The sequence below is a fragment of the Stenotrophomonas sp. genome, from assembly GCF_032061965.1.
Lineage (GTDB): Bacteria > Pseudomonadota > Gammaproteobacteria > Xanthomonadales > Xanthomonadaceae > Stenotrophomonas.
In genome coordinates this window covers 67,357-86,006 of the sequence record NZ_DAMBEF010000012.1, presented here as the reverse complement: position 1 = coordinate 86,006, position 18,650 = coordinate 67,357, and the positions used below count along the sequence as shown (strand labels likewise).

17 protein-coding genes are annotated in these 18,650 nt (G+C 65.1%); 5 read left to right on the top strand and 12 right to left on the bottom strand.

The features are described from left to right. Positions 1–8: 8 nt before the first annotated feature. The 3 genes from RT460_RS08625 to RT460_RS08615 are packed head-to-tail and all read right to left on the bottom strand — an operon-like array spanning position 9 to position 2,141. On the bottom strand, positions 9–932 hold the full coding sequence (locus RT460_RS08625; protein ID WP_313318411.1) for a histone deacetylase family protein: 924 nt from the start codon (positions 930–932) through the stop codon (positions 9–11). Between the two features lie 58 nt (positions 933–990). Beyond that, positions 991–1,545: a cob(I)yrinic acid a,c-diamide adenosyltransferase gene (locus RT460_RS08620; RefSeq protein WP_313318410.1), complete on the bottom strand. Its 555-nt coding sequence runs from the start codon at positions 1,543–1,545 to the stop codon at positions 991–993. Positions 1,546–1,559: 14 nt separating this feature from the next. After that, the gene (locus RT460_RS08615) at positions 1,560–2,141 is read right to left on the bottom strand and encodes a hypothetical protein (RefSeq protein ID WP_313318409.1); all 582 of its coding nucleotides are present in this window, start codon (positions 2,139–2,141) and stop codon (positions 1,560–1,562) included. 116 nt (positions 2,142–2,257) lie between these two features. Here RT460_RS08615 and ubiH point away from each other — a divergent pair, with 116 nt between their 5' ends. Continuing rightward, entirely contained in the window at positions 2,258–3,469 is a 1,212-nt protein-coding gene (gene ubiH, locus RT460_RS08610) for a 2-octaprenyl-6-methoxyphenyl hydroxylase (protein WP_313318408.1), read from the top strand. Continuing rightward, on the top strand, positions 3,466–4,644 hold the full coding sequence (locus tag RT460_RS08605; RefSeq protein WP_313318407.1) for a UbiH/UbiF family hydroxylase: 1,179 nt from the start codon (positions 3,466–3,468) through the stop codon (positions 4,642–4,644). The genes ubiH and RT460_RS08605 overlap by 4 nt, the downstream gene beginning before the upstream one ends. 122 nt (positions 4,645–4,766) lie before the next feature. On the opposite strand, the gene RT460_RS08600 is transcribed toward RT460_RS08605, so the two are convergent. The 9 genes from RT460_RS08600 to RT460_RS08560 form a co-directional block, all read right to left on the bottom strand. Beyond that, the gene (locus RT460_RS08600) at positions 4,767–5,183 is read right to left on the bottom strand and encodes an EF-hand domain-containing protein (RefSeq protein WP_313318406.1); all 417 of its coding nucleotides are present in this window, start codon (positions 5,181–5,183) and stop codon (positions 4,767–4,769) included. Positions 5,184–5,255: 72 nt separating this feature from the next. Next, positions 5,256–5,978: a hypothetical protein gene (locus RT460_RS08595; RefSeq protein ID WP_313318405.1), complete on the bottom strand. Its 723-nt coding sequence runs from the start codon at positions 5,976–5,978 to the stop codon at positions 5,256–5,258. Positions 5,979–6,040: 62 nt separating this feature from the next. Beyond that, positions 6,041–7,066 (bottom strand): SMP-30/gluconolactonase/LRE family protein, encoded by a 1,026-nt coding sequence (locus tag RT460_RS08590; protein WP_313318404.1) that lies wholly within the window; start codon positions 7,064–7,066, stop codon positions 6,041–6,043. A gap of 142 nt (positions 7,067–7,208) precedes the next feature. After that, positions 7,209–8,255: a 23S rRNA (cytidine(2498)-2'-O)-methyltransferase RlmM gene (gene rlmM / locus RT460_RS08585; RefSeq protein ID WP_313318403.1), complete on the bottom strand. Its 1,047-nt coding sequence runs from the start codon at positions 8,253–8,255 to the stop codon at positions 7,209–7,211. A gap of 266 nt (positions 8,256–8,521) precedes the next feature. Next, a complete protein-coding gene (locus RT460_RS08580; protein ID WP_313318402.1) occupies positions 8,522–9,082 on the bottom strand; it encodes a nucleoside deaminase in 561 nt (186 codons plus the stop codon). A gap of 269 nt (positions 9,083–9,351) precedes the next feature. Beyond that, complete coding sequence (locus RT460_RS08575) at positions 9,352–11,628, bottom strand: TonB-dependent receptor (protein ID WP_313318401.1); 2,277 nt, start codon at positions 11,626–11,628, stop codon at positions 9,352–9,354. Positions 11,629–11,803: 175 nt separating this feature from the next. Continuing rightward, positions 11,804–12,544 carry an acetoacetyl-CoA reductase gene (gene phbB / locus RT460_RS08570; RefSeq protein ID WP_313318400.1) on the bottom strand — a complete coding sequence of 247 codons (741 nt, stop codon included), beginning with the start codon at positions 12,542–12,544 and terminating at the stop codon, positions 11,804–11,806. Between the two features lie 31 nt (positions 12,545–12,575). Continuing rightward, entirely contained in the window at positions 12,576–13,904 is a 1,329-nt protein-coding gene (locus RT460_RS08565) for a CitMHS family transporter (RefSeq protein WP_313318449.1), read from the bottom strand. Positions 13,905–13,946: 42 nt separating this feature from the next. Beyond that, positions 13,947–15,071 carry a porin gene (locus RT460_RS08560; RefSeq protein ID WP_313318448.1) on the bottom strand — a complete coding sequence of 375 codons (1,125 nt, stop codon included), beginning with the start codon at positions 15,069–15,071 and terminating at the stop codon, positions 13,947–13,949. Positions 15,072–15,306: 235 nt separating this feature from the next. Here RT460_RS08560 and RT460_RS08555 point away from each other — a divergent pair, with 235 nt between their 5' ends. Genes RT460_RS08555 through RT460_RS08545 form a run of 3 tightly spaced genes read left to right on the top strand, consistent with a single transcriptional unit; the run spans position 15,307 to position 18,411 of the window. Then, positions 15,307–15,993 (top strand): response regulator transcription factor, encoded by a 687-nt coding sequence (locus RT460_RS08555; protein WP_313318398.1) that lies wholly within the window; start codon positions 15,307–15,309, stop codon positions 15,991–15,993. Then, positions 15,983–17,365 (top strand): sensor histidine kinase, encoded by a 1,383-nt coding sequence (locus RT460_RS08550; protein ID WP_313318397.1) that lies wholly within the window; start codon positions 15,983–15,985, stop codon positions 17,363–17,365. The genes RT460_RS08555 and RT460_RS08550 overlap by 11 nt, the downstream gene beginning before the upstream one ends. Then, positions 17,362–18,411, top strand: a complete 1,050-nt coding sequence (locus RT460_RS08545; RefSeq protein WP_313318396.1) for an ABC transporter substrate-binding protein — start codon at positions 17,362–17,364, stop codon at positions 18,409–18,411. The genes RT460_RS08550 and RT460_RS08545 overlap by 4 nt, the downstream gene beginning before the upstream one ends. The last annotated feature ends 239 nt before the right edge of the window (positions 18,412–18,650 follow it).

Here is an 18,650-nt window from a genome sequence, read left to right as displayed (position 1 = left end):
TTCATCCGTCAGGCGGTTGCCAGCAGCGCCTGGACATGGGCGACACTGCATTCGCGCAGGGCCTGCAGGTCATAGCCGCCCTCCAGCATGGACACCACGCGGCCGCTGCAATGGCGCTGGGCCAGCTTGACCAGTTCGGTGGTGAGCCAGCCGAAATCCTCGGTTTCAACCATCAGGTCGGCTTGTGGATCGCGCATATGGGCGTCGAATCCGGCCGAGATGAACAACAGCTGCGGCCGGAAGGCCTCGATCTGCGGCAGCATCTCGTCGGCCCAGGTATTGCGGAAGCGGAACCCGCCGCTGCCCGGCGGCAGCAGGATGTTGCAGATATTGCCGACGCCGCGTTCGCGCATGCTGCCGGAAAACGGGAACAGCCCTGACTGGTGGCTGCTGTAGTAGGCCACGTGCGGGTCGGTTTCGAAGATGGCCTGGGTGCCGTTGCCATGGTGGACGTCGAAATCGACGATGGCCACCCGCTCCAGGCCGTACTTGTCGCGGGCATAGGCAGCGGCCACGGCGATGTTGTTGAACAGACAGAAGCCCATCGCGGTATCGGCGGTGGCGTGATGCCCTGGTGGGCGTACTGCACAGAACACGTGCTGGTTGCCGTCTTCCAGCATTACCGCATCCACCGCGGCTACACCGGCCCCGGCAGCGTGCAGGGCGGCGCTGGCCGAGCCGGGCGAGGTGAAGGTGTCCAGGTCGATGCGCCGCAGGGGTGCGGTCTGCGCCTGCAGCATGGCGTCGATCAGCTCGCGGGTATGTACCCGCGCCAGCTCGCCGAGCTTGGCAGGCGGGGCGTTGCGCCATTCCAACTGGTCCGGAAATTCGGCACGCAGGGCTGAAATGACGGCGTGCAGGCGCTCCGGCGACTCGGGGTGGTCGATACCGGGATCGTGTTCAAGGCAGGCGGGGTGGGTGAATACCAGCATGGCCGCACTGTAACCGGCGACGCCGCGCAATGCGCGGCGTCGTATTGGGAGGAAGGGATCAGCCGTGGCGGCGTTCGTGGTTCCACAGTACTTCGCCATGGCCATCGGCCCGGGCGAGTACGCGTGACAGCACGAACAGCAGGTCCGACAAGCGATTCAGATAGCGCACCGCTTCGGCGCGGATATCCTCGACCCGTGCCAGGGCCACGGTTTCGCGCTCGGCCCGGCGCACGATGGTGCGGGCCAGGTGGCAGCGCGCCGCGCCCTCACCGCCGGCTGGCAGGATGAAATCCTTCAGCGGCGGCAGGTCGTCGTTGTAACGGTCCAGGTGCTGCTCCAGCGCGTCGATGTCGGCGGCATGGATGGCCGCATGGCCGGGGATGCACAGCTCGCCGCCCAGGTCGAACAGCTGGTGCTGGATGGTGGTCAGCAGGTCGCGGACGTCCTGCGGCAGGTCCACCGCCAGCAGCACGCCGATGGCCGAGTTGGCCTCATCGACAGTGCCGTAGGCATTGACCCGCAGCGAATCCTTGCCGGTGCGGCTGCCATCACCCAGGCCGGTGCTGCCATCGTCGCCGGTGCGGGTGTAGATCTTGGAGAGGCGGTTACCCATTGCTCGGCGCGCCCTTAGTGGGCAATACGGCCAGCGGCCGACTGCTTGCTGCTGGCCTCAACGGCAACCTGTACCAGCGCGGCGGCACCGATGTAGATGGCGGCGGTCTGCATGTAGGGCAGCAGCCAGTCGCTGTAGTTCTTGGCCCAGCCGGCGAAGCTCGGCTCGGCGACCGAGGCGCTGATCCAGTAGAAGCTGCCCTGCGCGATCAGGTGGCACAGCGCGACCGAACCGATCACGGTGGCAGCCAGCAGGCCCAGCGACTTGAGGCTGGCGCTGCGGTAGTAGCGACGCAGCAGCATGCCGCCGGCCCACATGGCGAAATAGGCCGGGACCAGCATCCAGTAGGCGGCCGAGACGCAGTAGTGCTGCCAGAAGCTCATGCCCTGGCTGGAAATCACCGCCCAGTCGACCACCACGGCCAGGCCCATCAACAGCGGGAACGCCCAGCGGGTCCAGTTGCGCAGGTAGAAACCACCGATGAAGAACACCGCCCACGATGCATCCGGGACCGGCGCGAAGTGGTTGATGCGGGTGCCGGCCATCAGCAGCACGAGCAGGGACAGGATGAAGGCACGTTGGGCGTTGGCGGTCATGGGTGGCGGTTTCCGTTAATCAGGCCGCCATTCTAGCCGCAGTGGGGGTGAACCTGCGGTTGCGCTGCGGCATGGGCCGGCGCAACCGTAGGGGTGATCCCCCGTATCATTGGCCCATGAGCAAGAACCATGACGTAGTGATCGTGGGTGGCGGGCTGGTCGGTGCCAGTCTGGCCATCGCACTGGACCGGCTGGGGCTGGACGTGGGCCTGGTCGAGGCGACCCCGGGCGGGGTGATGCCGGCGGTTTTCGACCAGCGCAACCTCAGCTTTGCCGCGGCCACGGTCAATGCCCTGACCGCGCTGGGGGTGATGCAGAAACTGTCCAACCCGGCCGGACCGATCCGCCGCATCCATGTCAGCCGCGCCGGCGATTTTGGCCGGGTGGTGATGCAGGCCAGCGACTACGGCCGTGAGGCCTTCGGCCAGGTGGTGGTGGCGCGCGATTTTGGCGAGGCGCTGGAAGCCCGGCTGGCCGAGCTGCAACACCTGACCCGCTACCGCCCGGCCCGCTTTGTCGGCCTGGGCGCAAGCCGCGATGGCCGCCGGGAGCTGATCATTGCCGACGAAACCGGCGAACAACGCTTGCAGGCGCGGCTGGTGGTCGGCGCCGATGGCACCCGCAGTGCGGTACGCCAGGCGCTGGGCATCGACGTCAGCGAGCACGATTACCAACAGACCTTGTTTGTGGCGCGGGTGCGCGCGGCGAAGGCACCGGATGGCAGCGCCTATGAGCGCTTCACCGATACCGGGCCCACTGCGCTCCTTCCACGCGGCGATCGCCATTACGGCGTAGTGCACGGTGTTGCCCGCGACCAGGCCGATGCGGTGATGGCGCTGGACGATGCCGCCTGGCTAGCGCGGCTGCAGGAGGCAGTCGGCTGGCGCGCTGGGCGACTGCTGGAAAGCGGTCCACGCAGCGCCTACCCGCTGATCCAGGTGCTGGCGCAGAAGCTGGTGGGCGAGCGTGCGTTGCTGCTGGGCAATGCCGCGCAGACCATCCATCCGCTGGGCGCGCAGGGCTTCAACCTGGGCCTGCGTGACGCGTTGACCCTGGCTGAGCTGATTGAAGATGGCGCACAGGATGCGGGCAGCGATGCACTGCTGCAGGCCTATGTGGCACGGCGCGGGCCGGACCGCGAGCAGACCTTGGCGTTCTCCGACGGGCTTGCACGTCTCACCAGCAATGCCACGCCGCTGATACGGCCGCTGCGCAGCCTGGGTTTTGTTGCCGCGGCGCAGGCTCCGGCGCTGCAGTCCTTCCTGGTGGGGGGCGCGATGGGCTTCCGTGGCCAGGTGCCTGAACTGTGCAGGAGCGAAGCGCGATGAGCCGACGTGGGCAATGGGATGCGGTGATCGTGGGTGGTGGTGTCGTCGGTGCAGCCTGCGCGCTGGCCTTGGCCCAGGAGGGCCTGCAGGTAGCGATGGTGGAAGGCCGCGAGCCGTCACCGTGGTCGCCGCAGAAGCCGGACCTGCGGGTGTTCGCCTTTGCCGCAGACAATGCTGCGTTGCTGGATGCCTTGGGTGTCTGGAAACAGGTGGACCAGGCCCGCGCGCACGCCTATCGGCGCATGCGGGTGTGGGATGCCGCCGGTGGTGGCGAGTTGAGCTTCGATGCCGACACCTTGGGCCGCCGCGAGCTGGGTTGGATCGTCGAGAACGGCCTGCTGGTCGACCGTCTGTGGGCGGCATTGCCGGCGGCAGGCGTGCAGTTGTACTGCCCGGCGCGGGTGGAAGCGATGGAACAGGATGCGCAGGGCGTGCGCCTGCGCCTGGATGACGGACGCCGTGTCGACGCATCCATTGCGATTGCTGCTGACGGTGGCGAATCCACGCTGCGGACCCTGGCCGGTCTGGAGGTCAGTCGTCACGATTACGGCCAGCGCGGCGTGGTGGCGTATGTGGACAGCACCTTGCCGAACGAAGACACCGCCTGGCAGCGCTTCCTTGATACAGGCCCGCTGGCGGTGCTGCCCTTCGAGCGCAACCGCAGTTCCATCGTCTGGACCCTGCCGGAAGCAGAAGCCGAGCGCGTGCTGGCGCTGGATGAGGACAGCTTCAATCGTGAACTGACCAATGCCTTTGCCGGCCGTCTGGGGGAGATGCGGCTGGCGTCTGCGCGCGCTGCCTTCCCATTGCGTCGGCAGTTGGCCAAGGCCTATGTGGCGGGGCGCGTGCTGACCTTGGGCGACGCTGCGCATGTGGTGCATCCGCTGGCCGGGCAGGGCGTGAACCTCGGTTTGCGTGATGTGGCTGGGCTGCGTGATCTGGTGCGTGCGGCAAAGCAGCGGCGTCAGGATTGGAGTGCCCCGCATCGGCTGCAGCGCTGGGCACGCACGCGCCGTAGCGAGAATGCCGTGGCCGCTTACAGCTTCGATGCGATCAACAAGGTGTTCTCCAATGACGAGATGCACCTGACCCTGGCACGCGGTGCGCTGCTGGGTTTGGCAGGAAAGATGCCGCCGTTGATGTCGATGTTCTGGAAGCGCGCGTCTGGGTTGTAACCCAGACGCGTCCAGAGCAACGCGATCCTGTAGTGCCGAGCCATGCTCGGCAGGCTTTCCGAGCCATGCTCGGCTACGGGTAACGCCCTTGCCGAGCATGGCTCGGCACTACAGGTGATGCTTCAGCGCAACCAACCGGCCAACTGCTCGCGTGACAGCTTGCCGCGACGCGCGGTGTCCAATGCATTGAACTCATCTGCCAAGGCCGGGTTGGCCTGCGCTTCGTCGCGGCTGATAAAGCCGTCTCCATCCACATCCATTGCGTCGAAATCGATGCGGTAGTTGCCGATCACGCTGTCCGGCTGGATCGAGCGCACGGTGACCTGCGCCTGGTCGGTCGGCATCAGGATCTGGGTGGAATGGGTGACCTTGCCCGTGGACAGAGTTTGTTCGCGCACGTTCACAGGCGCGTCGCCCAGCGGCATGCTCTCCGCAGGTGCAGGGCGCTGCACGGTCTGCGCGATGGCAGCGACAGGCAGCAGGCAGGCAAAGGCCAAGGGCAGGGTGAAACGTAGCGTGGGCATGGCACGGCTCATCATTGACGGAAGCGGCCCCGCCGAGGTGGTGGGGTGCCTGCGATGGTAGTGCGGCATGCCTGAACAGGCGAGCGCTCACCCCGGAATGAAGGGGAACACCAGTTTGAGCAAGCCCTTCAGGCCGCCTTCGGCGGTGGAGCTGATGGCTTTGGCGCCCAGGCTGTTGAGCGCACGGCGCAGATCGTCCCAGCGCAACTGGGTGACATCCTTCTTCAACAGGTCGGCGACTTCCTCCGAGGCCGGTGCCAGCTTCTTCAAGGCGTCGAGCGTAGCCTGCGGATCGGGTTGCAGGTAGTTCCAGCGTTCGGCGATCTTGAGCAAGGTGTCGAAACGCACCGCCACCACTTCACGGTTGCGCTCGTATACCGGGATGGCGCCGACATCCAGGATGGCCTGCTCGAAGCGCTGGGCATCGTCCGGGTGTTCGATGCGGATAGCGAGGAAGCCTTCCTTGCGGCTGCGCTCGGTGACGTGCTTTGCCCCTGAACGCAGGTTGGCTTCGGTGAGTACCGCCGCGACGATGCGCTGCAGGGCTACGTCGCCTTCCTCCGGCACCAGGGCGCGCCAGCGCGCATAGCCATCACGGCGCAGGCCCTTGACCTTGGCGGGGGTGACCCGCAATTGCAGGGCCACTGCCGCATTGGAGTCGCTGCGGTTGACCGCACCATCGCGTTCGAGCAGCACGAAGATCAGCAGTTCCAGGTCACGCTTGGTCAGCGACTGGAAACCCTGCATCAGGGTCAGCCGCAGGAACTCGGTGCCGAAGCCGGCCGGATCCTTCAGTTCGATGGTGTGCATTGCCTTCCTCCCATGGTCTACAGCATGCCTGATATGGATTGCAGGAGCTGAGACGGCTTGCCTCAGGGTTTGGCCGATGGCTGCAACCCGTATTCACGCCCTGGCCGATCGGCTTGGAAGGTCTCCACCGCGCCCCGGTCCTGCAGGGTGACGAAGACCTGACGGCCATCGCTACCACCGAAGGCGACGTTGCTGGGCTTGCGGCCCTTGAGCGGAACTTCGCGCAGCAGCGCGCCTTCCGGCGACACCACCGCAATCAGCCCGGCGTCGTAGCGGGCGATGTAGAGATTGCCATCGGCATCGCAACGCATGCCGTCCATGCCGTGGTCATCGAAGCGGATCAGCAGGCGCTTGTTGGCAAGGCTTCCGTCGTCCGCGAGGTCGTAGGCCCAGACATTGCGTTGCACGCTTTCATTGACGTACAGGCGCTTGCCGTCGGGGCTGACCTCGATGCCGTTGGTGGTGCCCATGCCGGATTCGAGCCGTTGTACCTTGCCATCGCGGTCGATGCGCCACAGCTGGCCTTGGTCGGTCTTGGTCCAGTTCGGGTCGCTGGCATAGAGCGAACCGTCGGGAGCAAGCGCGATGTCGTTGGGCTGATGGGCATCGGGCAGGTGGGCGAACACGCTGGCGCTGGTGCCGCCGGGTGCTACGCGCAGGATGTTGTGGCGTGCATAGTCGGCGATATACATCGTGCCATCAGCACCAAAGCGGATGCCGTTGCCGATGCTGCCTTCAGGCAGGGTCAGGAAGAGCGTCGCCTTGCCGTCTGCGTCGACGCGGCCGATGGTGCCGTCCTTGCCGAAGTTGACGACATACAGTGCGCCGTCCGGGCCGCTGGCGGGGCCTTCGATGCCGGTGGTGAAGGTGCCATCGCTGACGTGGTCGCGGGCGATGAAGTCATCAGTGGCGATGGCGGCGCTGCTTACGGCGATGAGCGCAGAGGCGGCGATGCGGGCAAGGGTGATCTGGCGGGCGATGGCGGCGGCCTCCGTGTTGGTGGAAGCGGGAGTGTGCCAGAGGGTTGGGGCGGAGCGGAGGGTGGTTGCTTGGGCAACCTTGGGGCGACGCAGGTAGTGTTGAGCCATGCTCGGTAGAGGCTTTACCGGTAAGGCCCATGCCGAGCATGGCTCGGCACTACAGGGAGTCCCTTGGCTGGAAACGGTGGCAGAAGCTGCCGCCACCCCAACCCCTCTCCCGGGAACGGGAGAGGGGCTTTAGGCAACAGCCTTATCGCCGCGGGGTCACAAACACCGTGATTTCCTCACGGTCGTGATACAGCTGCTTGGCACGGATGGTCAGCGGCTTGCCAGCCTTGTCGGCAAACAGGTCCAGGCACAGGCGGGTTTCATCCCAGCGCTTCTTCATCGGCAATTTCAGGTTGAAGATGGCGTGCTTGCACCAGCCCTCGCGCAGCCAGGTGGCCATGCGTTCGGCAACGCGGCGCGGCTGTTCGACCATGTCGCAGACCATCCAATCCAACCCCGTCTCCGGCTGCCAATGGAAGCCGTCAGCGCGCAGGTGCTCAACCAACCCCGTATCCAATACATGCTGCCGCAGCGGGCCGTTGTCGATGCTGCTGACGTGCACATGCTGGCGGGTCAAAACCCAGGTCCAACCACCCGGCGCTGCCCCCAGATCGGCTGCGCGCATGCCAGGTACCACCAGCGCCTCGCGCTCTTCCGGCGTCAGCAACGTCATCAGCGCTTCTTCCAGCTTCAATGCCGAACGTGACGGCGCATCCGGCAACAGCTTCAAGCGCGGGATGCCGAGCAGCCAGGGAGCGCTGTCGCGGGTATCGGCCACGCAGACGAAGGCATGCGTGCCATCCACAAACACCACGTGCAGGCGCGGCAGCTTGCCGTTGGGCTTGTCGGTGAGCAAGCCGGCCTTGCGCAAGGCCGGGCGCAGCGCATTGCCGAAGGCACGGGCCAGCCCGGCCAGTGGCTTGCCGGCGTCCGAATCGGGGTGCTCAACCCACAGGTCACCAAAGCGCTGCTGGCCTTCCAGCGCGGCAATGATCGGGGTGATGCGGTCGCTGGCATCGAGCTGCGGCAGCTCAGCCAGTACCCGCAGTTTCTGGCGGGCGAATATCAGCTCGCGCCAGGGCAGGCGCTGGTCCAGTGCTTCGGCCTCGTCGGTGACAAACATCACGTAGCCATCGTTGCGCTGGGTGCGGGCATAGCCGGCAATACCGGCCAAACCTGCCCGTTCGTTGAGTTCGCCGGCCAGTTCCGGTTCAAAGCCTTGGCGGCAGTAGCAGAGCAGGCCGGTCATGGAATTCCTTGGTGTGGAGCGGATTGGGTTCCTTCTCCCTGTTGGAGAAGAGCTTGTCCCCGCGAAGGCGGGGATGCACCGCAGGGTCGGATGAGAGTAGGTCACGGCTCGGTGGCAGAGAGCTTGAGGCCTGCCGGATCCTCACCCCAAGCCCCGCTCCGCGCCCCGGCCCTTGCGCTGGCGCTGGCGCAAGTGCGTTCGATGGGCAGCGAACCAATGGTTCGCAAGCTGCCCCTCTCACCCCGGAGGGAGAGGGGCTTTCAGAATCAGTAGTGTGCGCCGTCGTTCTTGCCGTAGCTGTGCAGCACCGCGCGGGCGTCGTCGCGGTGGATGCCCTGTACGACCTCGATGCCGCGCTTGTTCAGTTCACCGGCCCAGTCTGCCGGCAGCGGGCCTTCATCGAACGGGGTGAGTTCTTCCACGTCGGCGGCGCTGGCGCCGATCAACAGGCGGTCGATACCGGCCCAGACGGTGGCGCCATAGCACTGGCAGCAGGGCTGCGAGGATGTGGCCAGGGTAATCGGCGACAGCAGCGCGTTCAGACGCGGGGTGTTGAGCTTCTGCTGGGCCAGCATATAGGCCATGTTCTCGGCGTGGGCCAAGGAGGTGGCATGCGGCACAACACGGTTGACGGCGGCAGCAATCACCTTGTGATCCGGGCCGAACACCACCGCGCCGAACGGGCCGCCGCTGGCGTGTTCAACGTTCAGGCGCGACAGCTCGATCGCCAGCGCTACCTTGTCCGCATCGCTGGTATAGGCGCGGTCGGCGTCGACGGCGTCGTGGATCCAGACGGGGAGGGTGAGGTGAACCTGGGCGTGCAGCATGATGATGACCGGCGTTGTGGCAAAAAACGGCGGTCAGTTTAGCGGACTGGGGCGCTGGGGCGGGGTTGCTGGCGGGGGTTGTTCAGGTGTGGGAATCAGCCGCGCGCGCGGAACTGGAGCGGAGCCATGCTTAGCTCCCTCCCTTTCGCGCAGCGAAGGGGAGGGTTGGGGAGGGGTTGGCTGTTGTTTGTGACTTTTTCGGTTGATGCGAAGAGCACCCCTCCCCAACCCTCCCCTTGGCCTTCGGCCAAAGGGAGGGGGCCAGAGGCTTAAAACTCCGCACCTATCGTCATGAAGATCTGCCGCGGCGCACTGGCGTGGATCGCGTAACGGGTGCCGGTGGGATCGGTCGGGGCGAACGAACTCAGCTGGCCGGCGTAGCGTTTGTTGGTCAGGTTGGTCACGTTCAAGGACACCTTGACGTTCTGCAGGCCCAGCCCGGGGCCGAAGCTGTAGCCGCCGCCGGCGTCGAAAGTGGTCACGCCCGGCACCGACTGGTCGTTGGTATAGGTGTAGTAGCGCTTGCCGGTGTACTTGCCGCGCAGGCTGGCAAACCAGCCATCGCGGTTCCAGCTCAGCTCGCTGGAGGCCATGCGTTGCGGCGTGTCGACGGTGATCTTTCCGGCGACCGGCACCACCGCGCCACCGGAGACATAGTCGTCCTCATAGGTGGTCTTGTTCCACGACAGCGCGTTGTACCACTGCAGGCCATCGACCGGCTTGAAGATGAAGGTCAGCTCAGCACCCTGGCTCTTCACCGAGCCGACGTTGATGAAGCGGGTGATGCATTCCGGGCGCGTGCCCACTTCAATGCTGGTGCAGGGATTGAGCGAGAGCAGGCGGTTGTCGAACATCACATGGTAGGCCGCCAACGAGGCCTGGTACTTGTCACCGAAGCTGCGGAAGCCGGCTTCGAAGGTCTTGGACTTCTCCGGCTCCAGGCCGGCGCTGGCGGCAAAGGATTCCGGTGACACCTGCAGCGGGCCGCCGCTGCCACCACCGACGAAGGCGGCAATGTTTTCGGCATAGGACGCAAACAGCTCGTTGTTGGCATTGAGCTTGAAGCCGACGCCGAGCTGCGGCAGCAGTGATTCCTTGGCGGTCAGCGTGCCCGAGGCGAGCTTCTGCTCGGTGCCGGGTTTGGCGGTGGCGCGCATGCGGGTGTTCGGGCTCTTGATGCCGACATCCACGGTCAGGCGCTGGTCAAGAAAACGCATGCGGTCCTGCACGTAGAACTGGCGGGTGCGGATATCGAAATCCTGGTCGAACAGGCGCCGGTCCGGATTCTTCAGGTAGGTGTCGTCGAGGAAGGGTCCGTCGATGTAATAGAAGTTGCGCTCGACGTTGTGGTCGTTGTGCTCGAACCACAGCCCGGCCTCCAGCTCATGGATGCCGACGCTCCATGCGAGCGCGGCGGTGACGCCTTGCCGGTCGATGGTGTAGTTGGTGCTGCGGATGGAGATCGGCAGCATGCGATCAGTGCCAGGATAGGACGGCTGGCCCGGCGCCCACCAGTGGCCTTGGCCGCGGTTGTCGTGATGGTAGGCCAGCAGCTTGAGGTCGAGCGTGTCGGCCAGGCGCAGGTCGGCATCGATCGAGTACAGGTTGTCATCGCGCAGGGCGCGGCTCTGGTAGTAGGCATCGTCGATGCTGTTGACGCCGCCTGAGAAAGCGCAGCGATCCGCATCGAAGGTGGCGGGGGCGCAATAGGCCGCCGCCACGGCGCGGTCCCAATCCGGTGCGTAGATGTTCCAGTCATAGCCAAGTCCACGTTGCAGCATGCTCTTGGACAGATAGGCGTAGTTGGCCTGGCTGGCGCGCGAGGTCGCCACGAAGGCGCCGAAGCGATGATCGCCTACGTTCCACACCGCCTTGGCGTTGAACTGGCGCGTGGTCTGGTTCTGGTAGGGCGCGGCCCACATGTCGGCATCCTGGTGCACGCCGGAGACATAGGCGGAGAAGCCGTTGTGGTCACCTGTATCCACCCGCAGGTAGCCACGACGCTGGTTGTCGTCGCCGACGGTGACGCTGGCGCGGCCACCGAACACGCTGGAGGGATCCTGCGAGAAATACTGGATGGCGCCGCCGAGGTTGCTGGTGGAGGCCACACCCAGCGAGCCGATGCCCTGCGATAGTTCGGCGCCGCCCAGGTTCTCGGCGATGATGGCGCGGGCGATGCTCAGGCCGTTGTAGTTGCCGTAGCTGTTGTCGCCCAGCGGGATGCCATCAAGCGTATAGCCCAGGCGGGTCTTGTCGAAGCCGCGCAGGCTGATGGTCTGTGATTCCTCGTTGGCGCCGAAGGCGTCATTGGACTGCACCGATACGCCGGGCAGGCGATCAAGAATCTTCTGGCCGCTGCTGCCCGGTGGCAGCACCTGCTTGTCGATCTCGCCGATACGCTGCACCTGACGGGTTTGGCCCTGGCCAATCACCGAGATGGTGTCCAGTGTCTGGGCAGAGGTGCTGTCGGCTGCATCAGCCTCGGCATAGACGTGGCTGCTGCACAGGGCAAGCGAAATGGCGAGGCAGAGGCGTTTGCAATTCATTGTTCACCGGATCCATGGAAAGCCGGCGTGCGCCGGTCATGGAAGGGTGTCGCTGGATTGTTAAAGCTCCTTTACGGTTTTCCGTATTGCATGAAAGCGGCAGAACATCGATGGCATGAATACGCAGAACGCCGCGACACGGCGCGGCGTTCTGCAAACGATGCGCAGATTGTGATCAACCCATGTACAAGCCGCCGTTGACCGGATAATCAGCGCCGGTCACATAGGCCGCATCGTCGCTGGCCAACCACGCACATAGCGATGCCACTTCCTCCGGTTTGCCGAGGCGGCGGATCGGCACCGATGCCGCGAGCCTGTCCAATACGTCTGGGGGAAAGCTGCTGATCGCCTGGCTGGCGATATAGCCCGGCGAGATGGTGTTGACAGTGACACCACGCGCTGCGACCTCTGCGGCCAAGGCACGGCTGAAGCCATGCATCGCAGCCTTGGCGGTGGCGTAGTTGACCTGGCCAATCTGGCCCTTCTGCGCGCTCACCGAGCCGATGTTGATGATGCGGCCCCAGTTCTGGTTGGTCATGCCATCCACCACCTGCTTGCTCAGGTTGAACAAGGTATTGAGGTTGGAGTTGATCACCGCGCTCCAATCCTCGCTGGTCATCTGCCGGAACAGCATGTCGCGGCTGCCACCGGAGTTGTTGACCAGTACGTCCACCTCGCCAACCTCCGCGCGCACCTTGGCAAACGCGGCAGCGGTGGAATGCCAGTCGGCGGCGTTGCCTTCGGAGGTGATGAAGTCGAAGCCAAGTTCGCGCTGTTCGCGGATCCAGTTGGCCTTGCGGGGGGAGTCCGGTGCGCAGCCGGCCACCACGGTGTGGCCGGCGCGTGCCAGGGTCTGGCAGATGGCAGTGCCGACACTGCCCATGCCACTGGTGACGTATGCGATACGTAGCGTCATGCTGCTCTCCAATGCGTCAGGTAGGTGCCGCTCAGGCGGCCAGGGGATACAGGGCGAACAGCAGGCTGCCGGCCATCAGGATCAGCGAGATCAGCACCGCCCACTTCAAGGTGAACTTCTGGTGGTCGGCGAAATCCACCTTGGCCAGACCGACGAGCAGATAGGTCGAAGGCACCAGCGGACTCAACAGATGCACCGGCTGCCCGGCCAACGAGGCACGCGCCATTTCCACCGGGGTGATGCCGTAGTGGCCTGCCGCTTCGGACAGGATGGGCAGCACGCCGAAATAGAAGGCGTCGTTGGACATGAAGAAAGTGAAGGGCATCGATGCCAAGGCGGTGATAACGGCCAGATACGGGCCCCAGGCTTCCGGAATCACCGCAAGGAAGCCGCGTGACATGGCTTCGACCATGCCGGTGTTGGACAGGATGCCGGTAAAGATGCCCGCGGCGAAGATCAGCGACACCACCGACAACACATTGCCGGCATGGTTGACCACGCGGCGGCGCTGCTCGGCCAGGTTCGGGTAGTTGATCACCAGCGCGATGGCGAAGCCGACCATGAACAGGATCGGCATCGGCAACAGGCCGATCACCAACGCCGCCATCAAGGCCAGGGTCAGTACCAGATTGACCCACAGCAGCTTGGGCCGCTTGGTGTCCTCGGCATCTTCCATCGTAGGCAGCGCGTCGCTGTCGTCGGAGACGCTGGCATCCATCCACGAGCCGCCCTGTGGCAGGGCAACCACACCCAGACGGCGGCGTTCCTTCATGCCCAGGTACCAGGCCAGCGCGAGGATGCCGGCACAGGCCAGCACCATCGCCGGAATCAGCGGCACGAATACATCGGCCGGGTCCACATGCAGGGCGGTGGCGGCACGCGCGGTTGGGCCGCCCCAGGGGGTGAGGTTCATCACGCCACCGGCAAGGATGGTCACGCAGGTCATGCTCAGCGCGTTCATGCCCAAGCGCCGATACAGCGGCAGCATCGCCGAAACGGTGATCATGTAGGTGGTTGAACCATCACCGTCGAGCGAGATCAGCATGGCCAGTACGGCGGTGCCCATCACGATTTTCAGCGGATCGCCCTTGACGATGCGCAGGATGATGCGCACCAGCGGATCGAAAAGACCGGCGTCGATCATCACCCCGAAGTAGAGGATGGCGAACATCAGCATCACGCCGGTGGGCGCGATCTTCTTGATGCCGTCCAGCATCATTTCGTCGAGGCCGGCACCGAAGCCGCCAATCAGTGCGAACACAATGGGTACGGTGATCAGGGCGACCAGCGGCGACAGTCGTTTGCTCATGATGAGATACATGAACGTCAGGACCATGCCGAAGCCGAGGATGGTCAGCATCATCTGCAGACTCCTTGAAGGGGCGGAGTGGGGGACACGGGTTTAGAAATCGAACTGCAGGCGGCCCGTCACCGCGCGGGTACGGTCCAGCGTGATATCGGCAAGGCGGTCGCGATTGCGGCTTTCGATCAGGTTGAGCATGAAACGCAGGTTGTCGCGCAGGTACCAGTTGCCGGCCAGGGTCCAGCCTTCGGTGCTGCCGTTGCGCAGGTCGGGCTGGCCGTTCAGGTGCTGGCTGCCACGCATCTGGTCATACCGCAGGGCGAGCTCGAAGGCGCCGGCCTTGTGACGGATGTCCTTGATGCGGGCGAAGCGGCCGGTCTTGCGGTCGTAGCTGCGCGACTCGCCAGTGACGAACCAGCTGAGCATGCCGTAGGCAGCCATCACGTCGCCGCGCTGTGCGCCGTCATCGAAGGTGGCGCCACTGAACTCGCCCTGCCATGACAGCGGGCCGCGCACCTGCGCATATTCCAGCGACCACTTGTTGACATCGGTGTCGCGGCCGGCCGAGAAATCGACCAGCGTCAGGCGGCTTTCGTCGGACAGATGCCCGGCCGGGCGTGGGCGGATGCGCAGGGCTGGCACGCCATTCACGCCGGGGTTGTCGTAGGCCTCGCGCGCCAACGACAGGCCAAGGTGCAGTACGTCGCCCGCCGCCGGGCTGGGCGCCCAGCTAACGCGGCCGCCAGCGGCGCGGCCTTTCACCTGCCAGGCATCAATGCTTTCCAGGCTGTAGATGCTGGCCGCCCAGGTCATGTCGCCCGGATTGGCCTGCCAGGAAGCGCCCAACCGGTACAGCGGTGCCAAGGTGGTGCCGGCATTGCCGCGTTCCAGGAAGCTGCCGTAGTTGGAGCCGGTGCGGTCATCCAGCGAGTAATACTGCTTGAACTGGCCCACCGTCAGGCGGCCGGCATCGCCGAAGCTGCGGCTGATGTAGACATCCTTGGCCTCGGGGCGGTCGCCGGAAAAATCGGCCTCCAGCTTGTAGTCAACGGCGAAGAACTTGCCGGATACATCAAGCCAGGCGCGACGGATCTCGGTGTCATCCTTGTTGGGCGTGCCGCGGCCGTCATTGTGGAAACTCGCGAAATCCAGGTGGATGCGGCCACCTATCGTCGCGGTGACAGGTCCCTCGGACGCGGCCAGCAGCGGTGAGCTCAGGCTCAATAGAACTACCGCAGCAGTGCTGCGCTGAAGTAATACGCGTGAATCCACAAACCCTCCCAGGTACGCGCCGGGCGCGTGGCAATCGTGGGCACCTGCTGGTGCGTGGCCGCAGTCTGCAACCGCGAAGCTGTCATCCACCTGTCAGCGGCTTGTGCGTTGCCGCGAACAAGGCATCACTGCGCAGGCGACACGCTTCGCGTTAGCATTCGCGCATCCTTTGCCTGACACCTGACCGATGCGCCTGCTGCTGGTTGAAGACAACGCAGACCTGGCCGACGCCATCATCCGGCGCATGCGCCGTAGCGGCCACGCGGTGGACTGGCAGTCCGACGGCATGGGCGCTGCCAGCGTGCTGCGCTATCAGAGTTTTGATCTTGTGGTCCTCGATATTGGTCTTCCCAAGCTTGATGGCCTGCGGGTACTGGCAGGCATGCGCGAGCGTGGCGACAGCACCCCGGTGCTGATGCTGACCGCGCGCGATGGCATCGAAGACCGCGTGCAGGCGCTGGATGTAGGCGCCGACGACTATCTGGGCAAGCCCTTCGATTTCCGCGAGTTCGAGGCGCGCTGCCGGGTGCTGCTGCGGCGCGGTCGCGGTCAGGCCAGCGAAGTGGTGCAAATCGGCGGCTTCCTGTTCGACAACGCCGCGCACCGGGTCAGCCTGGACGGCGAGGTGATTGAGCTGCCCAACCGGGAATTCCGTCTGCTGGAGATCCTGATGGGGCGCGTGGGGCAGGTGGTCGGCAAGGATGAGATCGGCAAGGGACTGTTTGGTTTCGACGATGAAGCCGGGCCCAACGCGATCGAGCTGTACATCGGCCGGTTGCGCAGGAAGCTTGCCGCCGCGCCACTGCGCATCAGCACGGTGCGTGGCGTCGGCTACATGCTGGAGGCCGGCGACGGCAGCGCTGATGGCGGCTGAGGTCCGCGCCTCCGGTTCCTTGCGGCGCACCTTGATGCTGTACCTGGGGGCGTTGCTGGTGGTGTTTGCGGTGGTCCTGTTGTTTGCCGCCCGCGACTACGGGCAACGTGCCGCAAACCGCTCCTATGACCATCTGCTGGTGTCCTCGGCGCTTTCCATCGCCGATTCGGTGGCATTGGTCGATGGCCAGTGGCAGGTGGATCTCCCGTATGCGGCGTTGGATCTGCTATCCATGGCCGAGGAGGACCGGGTGTTCTACCGCGTCGCCGATAGCCGTGGCCGCACCATCACCGGTTACGAGGATCTGCCGGTGGCACCGCGCAAAGCGGGCAGGCAGCCACAGTTGTTCGACGCGGCCTATAGCGGCGAGACCGTGCGCTTTGTGGTGGTACGCCGCAGTTTTGCCGCGGCCTCGGCACAGGGAGAAGTGCAGGTGCAGGTAGGGCAGACGCGCCGCGCCCGTGCTGCCTTGGCGCAGGAAATGGTCAATCGCGCGTTGATCGCCATCGGCGTGTTGTCAGCCTTGCTGTTGGCCTTGGTGGCGTTTGGCGTCCACCGTGCGTTCCGGCCGCTGGTGCGGCTGGAGCGTGAGCTGTCGCGGCGCGAGCCCTCTGATCTGAAGCCGCTGGACACGCGCGTACCGCGTGAGATGGACCAGATGGTCGCGGCCTTGAACCGCTTCATGGCGCGCCTGTCGAGCAGCAATGAAACCCTGCGCGCGTTCATGGCCGAGGCGGCGCACCAGATGCGCACGCCCTTGGCTGCGTTGCGCGCCCAGGCACAGCTTGCGCTGGATGAAGAGGAGCCGGAGGACATGCAGCGCAGCCTGCGCGCGATCGAGCGCAATGCCAGCCATATGAGCCGTCTGCTCAACCAGCTGCTGAGTGACGCCAGCGTCATCCACCGGTCCAACCTGCAGCGCTTCGTGCCGCTTGACCTTGCTGAAACCGTACATCAGGCCTTGCATGAAGCGCTGCCGCAGGCAGGCCCGTTACCGCGCGTGCAGCTGGCAATCACCACCGGTGCGGTGCAGGTCAAGGGGGACGCGCTGTTGTTGCGCGAGGCAATCAAGAACCTGATCGACAACGCGTTGAAGTATGGCGGTGATGGCCCCCTGCAGATTGCCTTGACCGTGCAGCAGGCGCTGGCCGTGCTGACCATCGCCGACCACGGCCCGGGTATCAGCGCGGGCGATGCCGAGCGTGTGTTCGAGCGCTTTGGTCGTGGCGAAGACGCGCCAGCCGGTGGCGCCGGGTTGGGCCTGGCCATCGTCAAGCGCGTGGTCGAAAGCCATGGCGGCCGCATCGACTTGAGCAATCGTCCACAAGGTGGCCTGGTCGCCACCATCTACCTGCCGAGGCATGCCGCATGAGCCGCTGCTTGATCCTGTTGTGCGGGCTTCTGCTGGCGGCTTCGGTGAGCGCTGCGCCAGGCGATGTACAGCGCTTCCCGGCCAAGGGCGAGGCGACTGCGCAGCTGCGCATCCACGGCACCACCGATATCGAAGTGTTCGCCGTGGTGATCGCCGACTATCAGCGCCTGCATCCGGGTACGGAAGTGGTTTATGAGGACATCATCACTCAGGACCTGTACGCGCGCTTCCTGCGCGACCGCAACACCGCGGCGGCGCCGGACCTGCTCATTTCCAGTGGCATGGACCTGCAGACAAAGCTGGTCAACGACGGCAATGCGCTGGCGCATCGCTCGCCGCAGACCGAAGCGGTACCCGCATGGGCAAAGTGGCGCAATGAGGCGTTCGGCATCAGCTACGAGCCGGTGGTGATGGTCTACAACACCCGCGCCCTGCCGCAGACCAAGGTGCCGCATACGCGACGCCAGTTGCTGGATCTGCTGCGCGCCGACGACGCACCGCTGCGTGACAAGGTGGGCACTTACGATATCGAGCGCAGCAGTGTGGGGTACCTGCTGGCAACCCAGGACGCGCAACGTGGCAGCATTGCCGGCGCCTTGCTGGGCGCGTTGGGTGACAACGGCGTGGTACGCGAAGAACGCACCGGTGTGCTGCTGGACCAGGTGGGTAGCGGCAGGTTGTCGCTGGTGTACAACGTGCTCGGTTCCTATGCGCAGGCGCGTATCGATGCGGGAGCGCCATTGGGCGTCATCGAGCCGGAAGACTACACGCTGGTGGTGTTGCGCACGGCCATGATTCCGCGCACCAGTCCGCATCCGAACGAAGCCAAGCAGTTCCTCGACTACCTGCTATCGGCGCGTGGCCAGCAGGTGCTGTCGCGTGAGGCGAGGCTGATGCCGATCGTCCGCACCGGCGGTGATGGTGATCCCGGACAGAACCGGCGGCCGATCCAACTCGGGCCAGGTTTGCTGGTGTACCTGGATGCACTCAAGCGCCGTCAGTTTCTCGATGCCTGGCGCAGCAGCGTCGAGGCCAAGCAGCGCTGAGCCGGCTCAGCGCACCGGTGCCGGATTTTCGGACATTGGCTGGCGCAGTGGATTGGACGTGCCGGCCGCGGCGCATTTGCCCTGCACGCAGTACCGTAGCCCGGGTAAGCGTAGCGCACCCGGGAAAAGGATCTAGTTGTGATCTCTCAGGCGGTCTGCAGCCGGCCCCGGGTGCGCTGCGCTTACCCGGGCTACGCGACTGCACTTGCTGCGCAACGCCCTGCATTTCCAGCTGAAGC